At 44.1% G+C, this 17,961-nt stretch carries 12 protein-coding genes; 5 read left to right on the top strand and 7 right to left on the bottom strand.

Going from position 1 to position 17,961, the window contains the following annotated elements; all coding sequences use genetic code 11:
* Nucleotides 1–2: 2 nt before the first annotated feature.
* The 3 genes from CLV51_RS19020 to CLV51_RS19030 are packed head-to-tail and all read left to right on the top strand — an operon-like array spanning nt 3 to nt 4,673.
* Entirely contained in the window at nt 3–1,457 is a 1,455-nt protein-coding gene (locus CLV51_RS19020) for a DUF1501 domain-containing protein (protein WP_106529670.1), read from the top strand.
* 19 nt (nt 1,458–1,476) lie between these two features.
* Nucleotides 1,477–2,502 carry an NHL repeat-containing protein gene (locus tag CLV51_RS19025; RefSeq protein WP_106529671.1) on the top strand — a complete coding sequence of 342 codons (1,026 nt, stop codon included), beginning with the start codon at nt 1,477–1,479 and terminating at the stop codon, nt 2,500–2,502.
* Nucleotides 2,502–4,673: a c-type cytochrome domain-containing protein gene (locus tag CLV51_RS19030; RefSeq protein WP_106529672.1), complete on the top strand. Its 2,172-nt coding sequence runs from the start codon at nt 2,502–2,504 to the stop codon at nt 4,671–4,673. The genes CLV51_RS19025 and CLV51_RS19030 overlap by 1 nt, the downstream gene beginning before the upstream one ends.
* A 79-nt stretch (nt 4,674–4,752) precedes the next feature.
* On the opposite strand, the gene CLV51_RS19035 is transcribed toward CLV51_RS19030, so the two are convergent.
* The 3 genes from CLV51_RS19035 to CLV51_RS19045 form a co-directional block, all read right to left on the bottom strand.
* The gene (locus tag CLV51_RS19035; RefSeq protein ID WP_106529673.1) at nt 4,753–5,334 is read right to left on the bottom strand and encodes a hypothetical protein; all 582 of its coding nucleotides are present in this window, start codon (nt 5,332–5,334) and stop codon (nt 4,753–4,755) included.
* 537 nt (nt 5,335–5,871) lie between these two features.
* A complete protein-coding gene (locus tag CLV51_RS19040) occupies nt 5,872–7,224 on the bottom strand; it encodes a sigma-54-dependent transcriptional regulator (protein WP_106529674.1) in 1,353 nt (450 codons plus the stop codon).
* 17 nt (nt 7,225–7,241) lie between these two features.
* Nucleotides 7,242–8,507, bottom strand: coding sequence for a histidine kinase dimerization/phospho-acceptor domain-containing protein (locus CLV51_RS19045; RefSeq protein WP_106529675.1), 1,266 nt, complete (start codon nt 8,505–8,507; stop codon nt 7,242–7,244).
* 255 nt (nt 8,508–8,762) lie between these two features.
* Here CLV51_RS19045 and CLV51_RS19050 point away from each other — a divergent pair, with 255 nt between their 5' ends.
* Both CLV51_RS19050 and CLV51_RS19055 read left to right on the top strand, forming a co-directional pair.
* Complete coding sequence (locus tag CLV51_RS19050) at nt 8,763–9,977, top strand: low temperature requirement protein A (protein ID WP_106529676.1); 1,215 nt, start codon at nt 8,763–8,765, stop codon at nt 9,975–9,977.
* The gene (locus tag CLV51_RS19055; RefSeq protein ID WP_158267063.1) at nt 9,970–10,368 is read left to right on the top strand and encodes a type II toxin-antitoxin system VapC family toxin; all 399 of its coding nucleotides are present in this window, start codon (nt 9,970–9,972) and stop codon (nt 10,366–10,368) included. The genes CLV51_RS19050 and CLV51_RS19055 overlap by 8 nt, the downstream gene beginning before the upstream one ends.
* 157 nt (nt 10,369–10,525) lie before the next feature.
* On the opposite strand, the gene CLV51_RS19060 is transcribed toward CLV51_RS19055, so the two are convergent.
* The 4 genes from CLV51_RS19060 to CLV51_RS19075 are packed head-to-tail and all read right to left on the bottom strand — an operon-like array spanning nt 10,526 to nt 17,926.
* Entirely contained in the window at nt 10,526–11,518 is a 993-nt protein-coding gene (locus CLV51_RS19060; RefSeq protein WP_106529678.1) for a c-type cytochrome, read from the bottom strand.
* A gap of 26 nt (nt 11,519–11,544) precedes the next feature.
* On the bottom strand, nt 11,545–12,984 hold the full coding sequence (locus tag CLV51_RS19065) for an aryl-sulfate sulfotransferase (protein WP_158267064.1): 1,440 nt from the start codon (nt 12,982–12,984) through the stop codon (nt 11,545–11,547).
* A gap of 39 nt (nt 12,985–13,023) precedes the next feature.
* Nucleotides 13,024–14,553, bottom strand: coding sequence for a RagB/SusD family nutrient uptake outer membrane protein (locus CLV51_RS19070; protein ID WP_106529680.1), 1,530 nt, complete (start codon nt 14,551–14,553; stop codon nt 13,024–13,026).
* Between the two features lie 19 nt (nt 14,554–14,572).
* Nucleotides 14,573–17,926, bottom strand: coding sequence for a TonB-dependent receptor (locus tag CLV51_RS19075; protein WP_106529681.1), 3,354 nt, complete (start codon nt 17,924–17,926; stop codon nt 14,573–14,575).
* Nucleotides 17,927–17,961: the final 35 nt, after the last annotated feature.

Genomic DNA, 17,961 nt, shown 5'->3' on the forward strand with positions numbered 1-17,961 from the left:
CCATGAAAAACGAGTTCATAGAGCGTCACCTGAATATGAATCGCCGGAAGTTCTTATCACAACTAAGTTTGGGCGTGGGCAGCCTGGCATTGGGTTCTTTACTGATACCTGATATTTTTGGTAAAGGCGCTGCGGCAGAAGATGCCGCTTTTATACCAGGGATGCCGCATTTTGCGCCAAAAGCTAAAAGGATCATTTATCTTTTTCAGAATGGTGCGCCTTCGCAGCTGGAGACCTTTGACTATAAGCCCAAGCTGCGGCAAATGATGGGGCAGGAGCTGCCGGCTTCTATCCGCATGGGGCAACGATTAACGGGCATGACTTCGGCGCAGACATCTTTTCCGCTGGTAGGCTCTTACTATGATTTTAAGCAGTACGGCGAATCACGCGCCTGGGTGAGTGACCTGTTTCCGCATACCGCTAAAGTGGTGGATGATATCTGCATCGTAAAATCTATGTTTACCGAAGCCATTAATCATGATCCAGCCCTGACCTTTTTTCAGACAGGAGCACAGCAGGGAAACCGCGCCAGTTTTGGTTCCTGGATGAGTTATGGATTAGGAAGTGAAAATAAAAATCTGCCTGCCTTTTGTGTATTGCTTTCGCGTGGTAAAGGAAACGGGCAAGGGGTGTATTCCAAATTATGGTCCAATGGTTTTTTAGATAGCATTCACCAGGGCGTACAATTCAGTAGTGGAGAGAATCCGGTATTATACCTGAATAACCCGGAAGGCATTGATATGGCCAATCGCCGGCAGATGCTGGATCAATTGGCTGCGTTAAATGATCAGTCGTACAAAGAATTTGGAGATCCGGAAATCAATACTAAAATACAGCAGTATGAAATGGCGTATCGCATGCAAACGGCTGTACCGGAGTTGACAGATCTTTCTAAAGAATCAGATGATATCATTAAATTATATGGCCCTAACTGCCTGGTGCCAGGCACTTTTGCGGCTAATTGCCTGTTGGCCAGAAAACTCTCTGAAAGCGGTGTACGCTTCATACAGTTGTATCACCAGGGATGGGATCAGCATGGCAACCTGCCAAATGAAATGGCCGGACAAGCCAGGGATGTAGACCAGGCATCAGCGGCACTGATCACTGATCTGAAACAACGTGGTTTGCTGGATGAAACACTGGTGATATGGGGCGGCGAATTTGGCAGAACTAATTTTTGCCAGGGCAAAATGACTGCCGACAACTACGGCCGTGATCACCATCCCCGCTGCTTTTCTATCTGGATGGCCGGCGGTGGCGTGAAGCCAGGTGTTTATGGAGAAACAGATGAATTCGGATATAATATTATTAAAGATCCCGTGCATGTACATGATTTTCATGCTACCGTTTTACATCTCATGGGACTGGATCACGAAAAACTAACATTCAAGCACCAGGGCCGCCGATACCGGCTCACAGACGTTGCCGGCAAAGTAATTCCCGGATTGATGGCCTGATAAAAACATACAAGACAACATGGAAAGAAGAAAATTCATACAGACGTCGGCGTTAGTAACTGCCTCTTTTTATATTTCACGCGATCTTTTTGCAAAGCCTAAAGGACCGGTGTATGGCCATAACAATATGCGTTATGCCCTGGATACCAAATGGGGCACACTGGACAGCAGCCGGTACCCGGTGAAAGACTGTCATGAAATGGTGCAGGATAAACATGGTCGTATCCTCTTGCTGACCAATGAAACAAAAAACAACATACTCATCTACAATAAATCCGGTAAACTGCTGGATAGCTGGGGGCATGAGTTTCCGGGTGCGCATGGGCTTACGCTGACCAATGAAAACGGCACAGAGTTTTTATTTATTACCGATACAGAAAAACACCAGGTATATAAAACAACGATGGATGGTAAGATATTAATGACCATCGATTATCCCGCTGAAACAGGCGTGTATAAAAAGAAAGAAGATTTTGTACCTACCGAAACAGCAGTAGCAGACAATGGTGATTTTTATATTGCAGATGGTTATGGATCGCAGTATGTGATGCGCTACGACCGTAATGGTAAGCTGCTGGGATTCTTTGGTGGCAGGGGAAATGGTGATGAGCACCTGGATAACGCCCATGGTGTTTGTGTGGATCGCCGGAAAGGAACACCTACGTTGCTGATAACTGACAGAACACGCAATTGTTTCAAACGCTTTACCATGGAAGGTAAATTGCTGGAGGTAATATCATTGCCAGGCGCCTGTGTTTGCCGGCCTGTTATAAAAGGTGATCATCTCTATACAGCTGTATTACGTTCTCCCAATCTGGATGCTAATGGCACCGGCTTTGTATCCATATTGGATAAAGATAACAAGGTAATATCCAACATTGGCGGCACCGCGCCAACATACAGCAACGGACAGTTGCAGCCGATGCTACAGGCAGAAAAAATATTTGTACATCCGCATGATGTGTGTGTAGATAATGATGAGAATTTATATGTAGCACAATGGAATGCGGGTAAAGTGTATCCCTATAAACTCAGGAGGGTGTAATGGCAGAACGGAACAGTAACAAGTGGAAAAGTATTGGAGGAAACACCTTATTTACATTAAATATTTTTATCCTTTTTTTATTACTATCCGGTAGTAGGGTGGTATTGCCGCCATGGTTGCAGGTATTGGGGCGTATGCATCCGTTGGTGCTGCACTTCCCGATTGTACTGATCATCGTTGCCAGTGTGCTTACGTTTATCCGTTTACGTGAGGAAACGGCGGATGTATGGAAGCAGCAGTTATCATCTGTCTTATTTTTGCTTGGAGCGCTCAGTGCAGCCATTACGGTTATTATGGGCTTATTTCTTTCGAGAGAAGAAGGCTACAACGGCGATGCCCTGCAATGGCATAAGTGGGGCGGGGTGAGCATGTTGTGGCTGGCATCCGGTTTATACTGGCTCGGACAATCCGGTATTCGCAAGCCGCTTTTGCAGAAATACGGTGCTGTTATTACCGTAGTGATTTTAATCATTACGGGCCATTTGGGCGCAGATATTACCCATGGTAATAACTTTGTACTGGCGCCGGTAATGCCGGCCGGGAAACGGCCCGTTATTCCATTTGAGCAGGCATTAGTGTATGAGCATCTGGTGAAGCCGGTGTTACAGGAAAAATGTATGACCTGTCATAATGCAGGCAAAGCAAAAGGAGAACTGGCCATGGACCTGCCACGGCAGCTGCTGAAAGGAGGAAAGAGCGGTAAACTGTTTGTAGCAGGGAAACCGGAGCTGAGCTTATTGCTGGAAAGACTCCACCTGCCGCTGGATACAAAGAAGCATATGCCGCCCGCAGGTAAACCGCAACTCACCCCGGAAGAAATGGAACTATTGTATTACTGGGTAAAAAGCGGGGCTGATTTTAAAATGAAAGCGGCCTCTTTACCAGTAACAGATACTTTGCGGATGCTGGCCACTACTATGTTACAGCCGGCTGAAAAGACAACGCCGGTATACGATTTTTCGGCAGCCGACGAAAAACTGGTACAAAAGCTGAATAATAATTATCGCGTTATCTACCCCATTGCTTTGCATGCGGCACCGCTGATCGTGAATTGTTATAACAAAGATCAGTATAGCCCTAAATCATTGGAAGAGCTGCTGCCATTGAAGAAGCAGATCATCGAAATACATTTGCAGAAGATGCCGGTGCAGGATGCCGATCTGAACATCTTATCACAATTTGAGCAGCTGCGTGTACTCAACCTGAGCTTCACTAACGTAAAGGGACAAACGTTATCCGTGCTGGCAAAACTGCCACACCTGGAAAGCCTGTCGCTTTCCGGCACTGCCGTTACCTGGTCGCAGTTGCAGGTGTTAAAATCATCTAAATCCTTAAAGGAGCTATATCTCTGGAACACTGCCCTCACAGCAGCCGACCTGGATCAGGCACAAAAAGTATTGAAGCAGGTAGCGGTGATCAAAGGTTTCAGTAATGAGGGGCAGCCGCTGCTGAAACTGAATCAGCCTGTCATGCTGAATACGGCATTTGTTTTCAAAAACAGCACGCAACTGCATCTGAAGCATCCCATTAAAGGCGTGGAAATACACTACACCACAGATGGAACAATGCCTGATAGTGTGCAGTCGCCTGTATTTAAGGATAGTGTACTATTACAGGACAATGCCACCATCCGTGCCATTGCCTGTAAAAAAGGCTGGTTAGCCAGCGATCCCATACTGTATCATTTTTCCAAAACCACGTATATTCCTGACAGTGTGATCCTGATTACATTGCCTGATGGTCAGTATACAGGTGAAGGCGGCAAAACACTTATTGACGGGAAAAAAGGGGAGACAGACCAGGGCAACGGTAAATGGCTGGGCTACAATAAAACTGATTTACAGGCCATGTTGTTGTTTGTGAAACCTGTAGCAGTAAAAACAATTTCGATAGGCATCTTAAGAAATATTAACGGATATATTTTCCCTCCTTCCAAAGTAGAAGTATGGGGCGGTGCAGATGCACATCATCTTAAACTATTAAAACGCATCATCCCGGCTGCCGGACAAAAAAATGATCCTGCTGCCGCAATGAATATTGATTGTAATTTTCCATTAACCACCGTTTCCTGTGTGAAAATTGTAATGGTGCCGGTGCTGCATTTACCAGTATGGCATCCCGGAAAGGGCCAGCGGGCATGGGTGTTTGCAGATGAGGTGCTGGTGAATTGATAAGGTGTTTATATTATGAGGGTGAATTTAAAGCAAACCCGTTCGTGCAGCTGATGCAGTACGAACGGGTTTTTTAATGTCATTTTTTTTCAGTCAGCAGCCATTCCAGTTTATACATCTCATGAAAACGGTCATACGCCATCAGTTCATCATCCCTTTTAAACAAGGCATCTACCTGGTCGGCCAGGGTGGTATTATCCGGGAAAGCTTTCTTAATGTTCCAGGCTGTCAGCTCCTTCATGGTATTATCCTGATCCGTTGAAAAATAATATTTGAATTTTCCGGATGGAAATTCTTTTGGAGAAGCAGGTATTTTTCTTTTGTACAGCAGCAGGTGCGGACCTTTGTTTAAAAGCTGATAAGCGTTGCTGCCGGCAAGTCTGTATACCTCACCGTTAGTCAGTTGATAAGCAAAAAACTGATCCTTGTTCAGGTGGATGTTGTTGCCGTTATATTGTATGCTTACATAGTCCCGCGGCGCTAAAGTATGTAAGGTTATTCTTGGTATCTCCTGGCTGCTGTCTTTGCTGTAAGACAAATGATTTTCCCGGTAATCGTTCATTGTTTTGTAGATACCGGCCATTTTATGTTGTGCGGCTACAGAGATACTCATACACATCATTAATACTATGGTGCAGATAGTATTGTTTATCCTTTTCATGGGTCATTGGTTTTAATAACAATGGTGCAATTGCAGTACCTGAATTTTATTCATAGCTTCAAATAACACCAAACTGTTCACTATAGCGGATTTCCCGCCTGATCTCTTTATTCTTTTTAATTTATCGGTTTCCGGTAACCATGTCAAAATGAGAATTATTGATCAATTTAATATAGTTGGCTGGTATAGCCGATAATTTCATAAAAATGTATGTCATTTTGATATACTTTTTCATTTTGACGAAATCAAGGTAGCAATTTATTCGATATAAACAATAACGGGGTATTTGATATAACATATACTGGTGGTGTGTTATGAGGGACTGGCATCAGCCGGGGTATAGTGGGGCACAAAATTGGATATTTTGGTAACGGGTTTAGTAAAGCATAAATAAAGAATCATCCATGCTTTACTTATCCGGCACACATAGGTATCAGTTTATTACTAATGTGGATTTGATAATAAGATTTAGTTTGATTTTTAATATAGGTTAAATGATAACTGCCGGTAATTCTTTACCAGGCAGTTTTTTATATGTTATAATTTCATACTGTATTCTTCCATTTTCCGGTATAGGGTAGACAGGCCGATATTGAGTAACCGTGCAGCTTTCGACTTATTGTTATTGGTGTAAGCGATAACCCATTGAATATGCATTTTTTCGATGCCGGCCAGATCGAATGTCCCGTTTTTTTGCCGGGAGCCGGCCTTTTGCAGCTTCATTTCAAAAGGCAGGGATTCCAGTGATAGGATAGACTGATTGGATACTATCACGGCACGTTCTATCACATTTTTAAGTTCGCGGATATTGCCTCTCCATTCATGTAGTTTGAGGTGTTCTGTAAATTCCCGGCTCATGCCTGTAATCTGCCGGTTGCTTTTGGCTGCAAAAACGTCCAGGAAATGTTGTGCGAAGAGAGGGATATCTTCTTTACGTTCCCGAAGGGAGGGTAGTTGTATGGTAAATACATTGAGGCGATAATACAAATCCTCCCGGAAGCGCCCCTGTTCTATTTCCCTGGTGAGATCACGATTGGTAGCTGCTATAATTCGTATATCCACTTTCGTTACCTTGGTGTCGCCCACCTTAATGAATTCGCTGGTTTCCAGCACACGTAATAATTTGGCTTGCAGGTCAACCGGCATTTCGCCTATTTCATCCAGGAATAGGGTGCCCTGGTTGGCTTCTTCGATCAGGCCTTTTTTATTTTTAATAGCCCCGGTAAAGGCTCCCGCTTTATACCCGAATATTTCACTTTCGAGGATATCTTTGCCGAGAGCACTGCAGTTGATAGCCACGAAATCTTTGCCTGCACGTTCACTGGCACTGTGTATGGCCTGCGCAAATATTTCTTTGCCTGAGCCGGTTTCGCCTAGTAGTAATACCGCAGCTTTGCTGGGGGCGGCTTTCCGGGCTAGCTCTTTAGCTTCATTGATGCCGGTGGAGTTGCCCAGCAAGTGATCAAACGTAGCATATTGATTGCCTATGCGCGTTTCCAGATGCTCAATACGTTTTTGCAATTGCACTTTTTCGAGCGCACGGTATAACGACGGGATTATTTTAGCGTTGTCGTTGCCTTTGGTGATATAATCAAACGCGCCGTTTTTAATAGCGCGTACACTGTCGGGGATATTGCCATAGGCAGTAAGCAACACAATTTCTGTAGGCAACTGCATTTGACGTATGCTGGACACCAGGTCGATACCATTACCATCCGGCAACATAATATCAGAAAGTACCACATCAACGGGAGTGGTTTCCAGTATTCTCATGGCCGTTTTAATATTGGCACATTCGTGTATCTGAAAACCTTCCAGCGAAATGATCCGCTTTAATAAATGACGAAGTTTATCTTCATCTTCTACCAATAAAATTGTGCCCGTTGTCATGATTAGTATAATTAAGATCAAACTGTTTTAATATCATCTGCTTCGATAACCGGATAGGTTTCATGGGCAAATGTTTCTTCCTGTGCCATGTCCAGCAGTTCGCTGCTGATCTTCAGCATACGTTCCACATCTTCTCCAATGCTTTCGAGCAGCTCCTGTTGTTCCGATTGTAAGGTACCTACTCTGTCATCATTCAATAAACTTAAGCTCATTTTCATGGCGGAGATGGGTGTTTTCAGTTCATGCGAAATAGTAGCGATGAATTGAGTTTTTGCCGCTGCCAGCTCCTGAAACGCCGTGATATCGCGGAGCACCATCACTTCCCCGATAACATCCTGGTTATTGGTAACCGTAATTATATCTTTCATATAAAAACCGGTTTGGCCATCACTGTTTATTTTTAATTGTTTATGAGCAGGGTGTTCCAATATCATTTTGAGGAGAGGATGTTGTTCCAGTGTACCGGATATATTATTTATCAATGGTTGTTCATCTATCCCAAAAAAACGCGCTGCTACGGCATTCATAAACAGGATATTCCTTTGTTCATCAAAACCGATAATACCATCTTTCATCTGATTAATGATGGCTTCTATACGCGTTTTTTCAAACCTTATCCGGGCCAGATTGCCATGTTCGTATTCGTGTAATTTGCCAGCCATCATATTAAAAACGGCCGCCAGTTCTCCAAATTCATCATGTTGGGTAAGATGTATACGGGTGTTGTAATTTTTATTGGAAATTTCGCGGATGCCCATGGATAATAGTTGTATGGGATGTGTAATGATGCGCGGAAAACTGATTATAAATACAATAGAAACGATGGTAAGCAACAGCAGAATGATGGATAGGGATACGATGGCATTGGCTGCTGTGGCGGCTGCTATGCGGTTCTTAAGAATGATCGCCTGTTGATTGATTTGAACGATCTGTAAAATATCCTGACGTAATGCTGTCATCCGGGCATTGTCGCCGGGATGCTGCTGTAATAGTTTAAAATGATTTCTTGCCGCTGCGGTAACCGCCCCTTCACCGGCTTCCGTTACATTTTTTTCCTGGAGGACCAGATTTTTTTCCAGCGCAGCCAGCTTTGCGGGCTGTTCTTCCAGGGCCTGTAGCATATTATTGGAATAGACCTGGGAGTTGTGGTTTTGGTCCAATATTAGCCGCGCATTGCTGCTCAGCCTATAAATGTGAAAGATCCCCAATGTTCCAAAAGCAAATATGATGATGAATAAAAAGACCAACCCAAGGGTGAATTTTGTTTTTAGCCTGATGGACATGGAAGTTGCGTGTTAATTGATGACGGAGATTACCAAACCAATGCCACTTCGCTACTACTGGCATTTATAGCAGGGAATTCGTACTCATCACAGATTTAAGTATCTTTATTTATTTAATATATTAGCGGAAGATGTTGGTACCATACCAAAATGGGAAGCTTTTTTTCAAAACGGAAGGGTAGTAACTAATTTTCGGTACATTTCTATAGTCATGGAAGTTACCTGCTAAAAGACCATTTATAAAATCAATCAGGCATGTCACGTCATACCACAAGCATTTGGTGGGGAGCCCCCAAGAAATTTTTCAACTGGCAAAGTGAAAGGAAGATCAGCTGGCTGGAATTATTTTTTGACCTGGTGTATGTGGGAGCTATCGCCCAACTGACGGAACACCTGAGCAAGGAGCCCAACTGGATGGGGGGCTTGAATTTCTTTTTCTTCTTTTTATTTATCTTCTGGTCGTGGACAGATGGTAGTTTATATCATGATATCCACGGCAGCGAAGGTGTGCGGACACGATCTTTTACTTTACTGCAAATGATGGCAGTATCTGCGGTGGCTATTAATTTTCATGATGTTTTTGAAGGTAATCATCGGGGACTGGCTATTTCGTTATCCTTAATACAACTGATTATTCATTACCTGTGGTGGAGCGTGGGTTATTGGGAACCGGAACACCGGCGACTGAATACATACTACCGGATCACTTATCCAATCAGCGCCGTATTGCTCATCATATCCGTTTTTACAGATTTTCCCACGGCAAAAATATTGTGGGGCCTGGCACTGGTATGTAATTACAGCGCCAGCTTATTATCTGGATTGATACTGGGATCACACAATAAGAATATACCGGTTTTTACCCTGTCTGATTCCATGGTAGAACGTTTTGGACTTTTTACCATTATTGTTTTATGTGAAGCATTAACCGGAATTGTACGCGGCATGTCCGTTATACAGCATAAATCATTGATCGTATGGACACTGTTTGTATTGAGCATGCTGATCGTATTTTTGTTATGGTGGATCTATTTTGATATGCTGGGCGACCGGAAAATAAAACCGGGCTATAGTCCCTATTTATCATTTATTTACCTGAATATTCCTTTGCAGGCTTCTATAGCAGCTATGGGAGCACTGATCAGCATCGTGTTATCAGATACTGACGGGCAAAATGGTGAGGTCAGGCAATTGTTTTTAGTAGCCATTGCTATCATATTGTTATCCATAATGGCTTTATCGCTGGTGAATAAATGGGAAAAAGAGGCTGCAAATATTTTGAAGTCACTATTGAGATTTATGCTGTTGGCGGTTGTGGGCATACTAGGTATTGCAACAATCAGCAGTTACATCAGTACCATTGTTTTCTTAGGTTTGATAGCAGCCATACTGCTGGTTATTGTTGTCGTGATTACCCGGATCTGGTTTAAGCATAAATTGTTTAAAGAAGCGACAAAGCGAATTGTATAAGAAGATAGAAGCTAATGAGAAACTGACTGAGCAAGATTGCTTACCAATTATTTCCGTAGTTTCATATGGCGAAATTTTATCCTTTGCTCAACAACATAATTGGGGAGGTAAAAAAAAGCAAGAGGTTCAGAAATTTATCACAAAGATCATAGTTATTGACATTAACTCCAGTGATGCAAGTCTGTTGGATGCTTATGCAACTATTGACGCTTATAGTAAGGGGAATCTTCCAGAGAATCCTTTGGCAGGATCGGCTATAAAAATGGGTAAGAATGATCTTTGGATTGCTGCTACCGCTAAAATTGCTAATGCAAAATTACTCACTATTGATGGGGATTTCGATCATTTGAATCGAAAATTTATAGAAGTAGTCAAGTACAAACATGTATAATTTGGGAGTGAGATTCCCTTACTTAAAGGATTTACCAAGTTCATAGCATATTATTAACTGAATAGAGAAGAGAATTATAGAACGCTGGTTCCTAATTCGCAATAACAATAAAGACAGTGCCTTTCCCAGGAACATCCTGAGAAAGGCACTGTCTTTATTAATAAATAGCTTTTAATCCTTTCTCTTTCCAGTAGCTGATAATAGGTTGATAAGGACCAAATTTATGTTGTGCTACAGAGAAGGTATCTACAAACGGACCCTTATCATAGTCGATCGCTTTTTCTGCTAGCTGTGGATAGTCAAAGCTTTTAGGATTGGGCCTTTCATGGATCTTATCATTATTCACGAATGCCGCAATATCCAGTGCTTCTGCATCGGTGAGGAAAGTTTTACCAGGACTCACTTTATCATAAGGCATATTATTTTTCAGCCATTCTGCCTGTTTAATTACACGGTGCATGCTGGAACCAGGTTGATAGGCACTGCTACCCCACAGTGGCGGATACACGTAGGTGGTTTTGTCGGCATTCCATTGTCCTTCTCCGGTATGACCATGACAACGGGAGCAGTTTTCCTGGTAAAGCACCTGTCCGTGTTCAGGATTGGCGGCAACAGCAGGAAAGCTCACATGGAGGTTTTTGGCGCCTTTGAATGATTTGCCTTTGGGCGCAAAACTGTTGATCCATTTAAAATAAGAAAGGAAAGCCACCATTTCTTTGCTGTCCAGCGGAAGTGGCTTACCATTGTGTGGGCGCATCACACAGTTATTTACCCTTTCGGCCAGGGTAAGCACTTTACCTTCTCTGCCCCTGTATTGGGGATAGTTATCGTGAGATGACATCAGGTTAAAGGAGAATGCTTTGGTACCTGCATCCTGGTGACAATTGGTGCAGTTCATTTTGTTGCCCAGGTATTTTCCGCGGGTGCCATCAGGGCCAATATAATGAGCGGTGTTTAACATCAGTTCCCTGCCATAACGTACCGCTTCTCCGAATTGATCGTTGGGGATCAGGGAAGTATCTGCGGTGATAAAACTTTCGGTGGGTATAACTGTTGCTGTTGTTGTTTTTCCGTTTACAGATGATCCACAGGAAGAAATAATAACCACTCCCCATATCCCGATCAAACTAATCACTATTAAGCTTCTCATGCGTTGTTTTTTTATTGTGTGAACAGTTAGTGTTCATAGCCTGGTTGGGCTATATAAGGCGCCAGTTTTTCTGCCGGGATAAATGCTGCCCGGTAAGACGACATGCCTGTTTTAAGCAGCCACAGGAACCTTCCCTGTAAATTGGTGAGTATAACGGTATTGCGTTTGGTAGCGCATTGCAGCAAAGTGGTATCATTGATTAAATAGCTGCTCCCCATTCTCTCGTTATAATTTTCCGGCGGTAATTTTGTGTTGATGACCAGCTGTGCTTTTTTTTCGTTTTCATTTATTTTAAACGAAAGCGTTCTGGATATTTTTTTACTCACACCGTTATCAAAAAACATAAGGTCACCTTTGTCATTGATATGAATGCCATGCGCCTGATCAAATATTGCTTCCACGGGCATATCAAAGTCGCCGGATTTTCCCAGTGTCCACAGGCGTTTGCCGGTATGAGCATCTATCTTCCAGATTTGTCCGTTGTTGTAAAAAGAGATGAGGTAATTGCCGTCTTTATCAAACGTAACGCAGTTGGCGTGCATCCAGTCTTTTTTTTCTTTTAAGATATTTTTATCATCCAAAGGATTCAGTGCATCAAACACGGTCCATTTCCATACCTGTTTGCCTTGTCTGTTCAATACCAGGATACCGTCTCCTTTTACGGTATCTTTCTTAGTGCCACCTTTGCTGCTCAGGTCTACTATTCTTTCTTCCACACAGAGGGTGACCAGCTCATTTTTCGGATTCAGTAAAATTTCGTGATGGATAGTTTGTTTAAAATCCTGTTGTCCTTTTTTGAGATCCAGTAAAGTATCGCCGGTTAAAGACAACTCCAGTATTTCATCTCCATAGCTGGTTTCGTAAGAAGGGCCACCCAGCAGGGTAAGAAAGGTATTGTTGTCAGTAAAACGGGCTACCTTAAAACCGGTGCCCTGTACCTGGTGATACCAGACGATGTTGCCTTTTGCATTGATTAAAACAAGTACTCCCGGATCTTCGCGGCGGGATACCATTACATATCCTTTTTTAAAACTGGCCGGCAATACGCTGCTGTCCGGGCAAATCACGCTGAACATATCCTTCATCCACATTGGGAAGTCGGATGTATTAAAGGAATAGACCTTGCTTTTGGAAAGATCATTACCATGACCTGTGAGCACGCGGTACTCGTAGCTTTGCGTGGGCAGCAGGTTGGTAAGGATGATGGAATGACTGAGCCGGTGTTTTGATAACGGGGTAGTGTAGCGCTGTTGTTCATGACCTTTCTGCCAGTATTCTACCGCGGCATCCACCGTATCAGTGCATTGTATGTCTGCCCTTACTTTCAGTGCATTTTGTCCGGGAGAAGTAAGCCGGATTTCAGTAATATTTCCTTCGTTATTCCCGCATGCCTGCAATAACAACAACAGCGCTGCTGCCATTGAAACCAATGGCAGCAAGCTTTGTACACAATTCAATCTTTTCATTTCCGGTATTGAAAAATTAGAAAAAGACATATTTACCTGTTAATGACGGCGGTCATTATTACTGATCTTTGGATTCATATCTATCTGTGCCTGCGGATAAGAAAAATATTTATCTGTGGCCAATTTGATGGTCGGCGTTTTTCCGACTGCAGTAAGATAAGTATTTACTACGCTCTCATATTTACCCATGCGGATCAGGTCCTGTCTGCGTTTGCATTCAAAGAAAAACTCCCAGCCGCGTTCCTGCAGGATGGCATCACGCAGGGCATCTTTTGAAAAAGTGGCTGCAGCTCCCAGTTCCGTAGCATGTGAGCGGTCTTTTACCTGGTTGATCAGACCAATGGCTTCCGTAGTGGGGCCGTTCAGTTCATTCAACGCTTCCGCTCTGCACATCAGGATATCTGCATAACGAAGGATCGGGAAAACGTGTCCGTCGTAATAGGTAGTAGAACCATGAGGGTCTGCAAATTTGGTGGTAGCTACATCCGGCATGTAGTAAAATCCGGCAGGCGGATTTATTTGTCCGGCAGGCGCCTGTACGTAATGCAAACCATCCGTGCCTATGTAGTCGTAATAGAACATTTGTTTACGGTCATCGGTGGCCGCATAGGTGTTCCAGAAATACCAGGTTACGGCGAAGTACTGCCATCTGTCTGTTACCTGCGGATTGTTGATGGGACCAAAGTGGTTCATGATTTCTACTGCATCATTCAAAGGATCTGCCAATGCGCTGAAGATATTCTCCTGGCACCATTTGTTTTTTTCGGCAAACAGGCCGGCATAGGTAGGATACAGGCCATAGCCCAGTTTCATGATCTCTGTGGTGAGGTCGAGCGCCTTTTGCCACTCATGTTCCCGCATATACAGTTTGCACAATAAAGACATCGCAGCACCTTTGGTAGCACGTCCTATATCATTGGTGCTGTAGATAGCATTGTTTAAATAGTTCTGTGGTAAATTCTGTGCAGCAAATTCAAGGTCACTGATGATGAGTTTATTTATGTCTGCTACAGGTGTTACCGGTAACTGTGCTTCGTAATTAGGTGTGAGATTATTTTGTGCTACCGTTTGATCTGTTACCAGGACTACAGGGCCGAAGGCATCTGTTAAATCTATATACCCCAGTGCACGCAGGAATTTCAGCTCTGCTTCAAACTGATTTTTTTGTGCATCGGTGATAGTGGTCATGGTAGGTATATGGAATAATGCTCTGTTGGCATCCGTCACCAGTTTGTATTGATGCTGCCATGCAAAGGCCAGGTAGGTATTATTGCCTGTCCACTGGCAATCAGACATCAACCCTACATCTCCACCGGAACTGGCATGGCCTATATCGGTAGTGAGATCAGAGATGGTTACCTGGAATCCGGCATAATACATCCAGGCATCCGACCTGCCGCTGGGTTGTTTTAATCTGGAATACACGCCGTTTACAGCCGCTTTTGCATCGCTGAGGGTGAGGAAGGCGTTGGCATCTGTGAGATAACTATATACTTTAGGTTCCACCAGCTTTTTACACGAAGTAGTGCTGAGGAGTAGAGCGGTTAGTGCTAAATATGCGTATTTCATACGTTCCGAAATTTACAGGTTAGAAATTTAATTTAAGACCCATTGTGTAAGACCGGTAAGCGGGGAATGCTGTGTAATCCAAACCGGATGAGAGGTTGGCGTTACTTCCGCTGCTGTTCAGGTTAGTGTTTACTTCGGGGTCTGATCCTGTATATTTAGTGATGGTGAATAAATTTTGTACGGAGCCATATACTTTAACGCCTCTCAGCGATTTCAAAAATGTATGGGCTATTGGAATATTGTATCCCAGTGTAATCATTTTGCAACGCAGATAAGAAGCATTTTCTATAAAGCGGGAGTTGACAAAACCGCCATATGGTGTGGAATAGCCATCTCTTGGAATATCTGTGTTATCGTTGGTGGCAGTCCACCTGTTCAATGCCGCTTTGCCAGGACCGGATTCCAGCACCAGCGCGGTAGCATTGTATAAACTGTAATCCAGTGCTCCCTGCAGGAAGATGCTCAGTTCAAAACCCTTGTAAGCGAAATTATTACTGATGCCATAAATGTAATGCGGGTTGGCATGACCCAGATAGGTGCGGTCATTGGCATCTATGATACCATCCGGTTTTCCGTTTGGCCCGCTGATATCCTTGTATTTTGGATCTCCCGGTTTGGCATTCGGCTGGGCAGGATGTGCTTCTCCTGCTTTGATCACACCATCATATTCATAACCGTAAAAGGTGCTCAGTTCCTGTCCCGGTGCCAGTTTGGTGAAGTCTACACCACGACCGCCATACGGGTTGGCTGTTTGTGTAATCACATACGGCCGGCCACCCAGGTCCAGACAGGTTTGTTTGTTATAGGCAATATTCAGCGTGGTATTCCATGTTAAACCATGGTTGATGATATTTTCTGTGGTGATAGATAATTCTATCCCTTTGTTTTCAATACTTCCGGCATTAACTGTTTGTGTGCTAAAGCCGTTCCAGTCTCCGATGGGAAGATCAAATATCAGGCTGTTTGTTTTCTTCCTGTAATAATCAACGGTGGCAGCAATACGGTTGTTGAGGAATCCCATGTCCACGCCCAGATCCATCTGTGCAGTGCTCTCCCAGCGAAGGCTTTCATTGGGGAGACGGGTAATTACAGTACCGCCGTAACTGGAGCTGCCTTGTCCCAGTGATACGTTGGTAGGTCCGTAAAGTGCCATGTAGATGTAATCACCGATCCTGTCGTTACCGGTAAGGCCATAACCACCTCTGAATTTCAGGTTGGAAAAGACATGCAGGTTTTTGATGAATTCTTCTTCACTGGCTCTCCAGGCGAGGGAGCCGGAGGGGAAGTTACCAAAGCGGTAGTTACTACCAAAACGGGATGATCCATCCCGGCGCAGTGTGAAAGTAGCCAGGTATTTATCTTTCAGTGAATAGTTGAGGCGTCCGTAAGCAGAAGCCATCTTCACAGGTATTGTCAAACTGGTACTGGAAAGTCTTTCTGTACCGGCATCCAGGTTGTGATAAAGGAATGCATCGGTACTGAACCGCTGTACCTGTGAGTAGTGCCTGTCACTCAGATCCGATTGATAGGAAACACCCGCTACTACATTGATGGAATGGATTTTATTAAATAACTTTTTGTAAGTGAAATAAGTTTCTACCAGGTTACGGGTAACGGCAAGATCATTTATGCTGGCTTTTCCACCTACTTTTTCACCGTCTACCAGATCTCTCGGAAGATAAGTCCCTTCCTTGGTAGTAGTATATTCCGTTCCTCCGTTTACACGGAAATTAAGTCCGTCCATGATCAGGTAGTCGGCATAGGCATTGATATTGATCTTGTTTTCAAATCTTTCATTGGTAGGCGCCATCAGCCATGCCAGCGGATTATCTCTTCCTTTGAACCTCGCGTAAGTGCCGTCGTCATTATACACCGGCAGGGCAGGAGAGGCGGTTAAAACGCCGTACATCACATTGGAGGGTACGATGTTACCATCATAGGTTTTGAAATTGGTAAAGGAATGGGAGCCGTATACGTTGGCGCCCACTTTGAAGCGGGAGCTGAACTGTTTATCATAGTTCAGTCTTACAGAGTACCTTTCAAAATTGGTATTTTTCAATGCGCCTTCCTGTTTGAAATAGTTGGCAGACAAGGCTACCTTGCTGTCATCTGTACCACCGCTTACGCTGAGGCTATGGCTCTGCACTGTGGCAGGCCGGGTGGCTAATTTAAACCAGTCGTTATTCCGGCCACTGGCCAGATCGGCAGCGGTATAATAGGCAGGCTGGCCTTTTTCAATGGCCTTGGCATTGGTTACCTGCATATTTTCCAGGCCATTCATTTTATCATATTCCTTAATGATCTTTTGCGTACCGTAGTAACCATCATATTGAATGCTGGGTTTACCGGTCTTTCCTCTTTTGGTGGTAATCATTACCACGCCGTTGGCGCCACGGGCGCCATAGATGGCGGTGGAAGAGGCATCCTTGAGGATCTGTATATCATCAATATCATTAGGGTTGATGTCTTTTCCTGTTTCAGAAGGGAAACCATCTACTACATACAGTGGTTCGTTGGTAGATTTGATGGAGTTGCCGCCGCGGATACGTACGATGGTTTGTCCGCCCGGAGCTGCGTTCGACTGGCTTACCTGTACCCCTGCTGCACGTCCCTGTATGGCCTGTGCTGCGTTGGAAGTTACGCCGCCGATGTTCATCTGATCGCTGGAAATGGAGCTGACAGAACCGGTCAGGTCTTTTTTCTTAGTGGTACCGTAACCTACTACCACTATATCTGTGAGGTTGGAAACATCTGCCTCCAGCACTACTTTGAAGGTAGTTGTTTTACCATCCAGTTTTACAGACCATGGTTTAAAACCTACCATAGAAAACTCCAGTGTTTCACCGGCGTTGGCGTTGATAGCAAAGCTGCCGTCTACTTTGGTAACGGTGCCCTGTCTGGTGCCTTTTACGGTTACCGTGGCGCCGGGTAATGGCTGGCCTTTATCGCTGGTAACAATACCATGTATTTCTATTGGTGGTGGCGGTGTACTGGCAGGTTGCGCTTCGGTCTTTGTTTTCACAATAATGGCACCGCCTTCAATCGTGTAGGTCAGTGGTTGATTACGCATGTAAATGTTCAGTGCATCGCTTACAGGCATATTATTTACCACGAGGTTGGCCTTACCGGTTTTTTCCAGCAACGCTTCATCTGCCAGGATATTAAGACCTGTTTGTTTATTGATCTCACGGAATACTTGTTTGGCAGTTGCATTCTTAAAAGACAGGCTGACAACCTGGTCCGGGATTCTTGCTGCGCTCACCTGTACGCCGGTGGCGAGGAAGAGCAGGGTCAGTAATTTCCTGACCCTTGCATGTTTCGTTGGACGCCGGTTTCTATTATACCGGGTACAGGCAATAGTACTTAATTGCATACTTCTGCTGAATTTAGATTTAGGTGAATGGTTTG

Source organism: Chitinophaga niastensis, from assembly GCF_003014755.1.
GTDB lineage: Bacteria > Bacteroidota > Bacteroidia > Chitinophagales > Chitinophagaceae > Chitinophaga > Chitinophaga niastensis.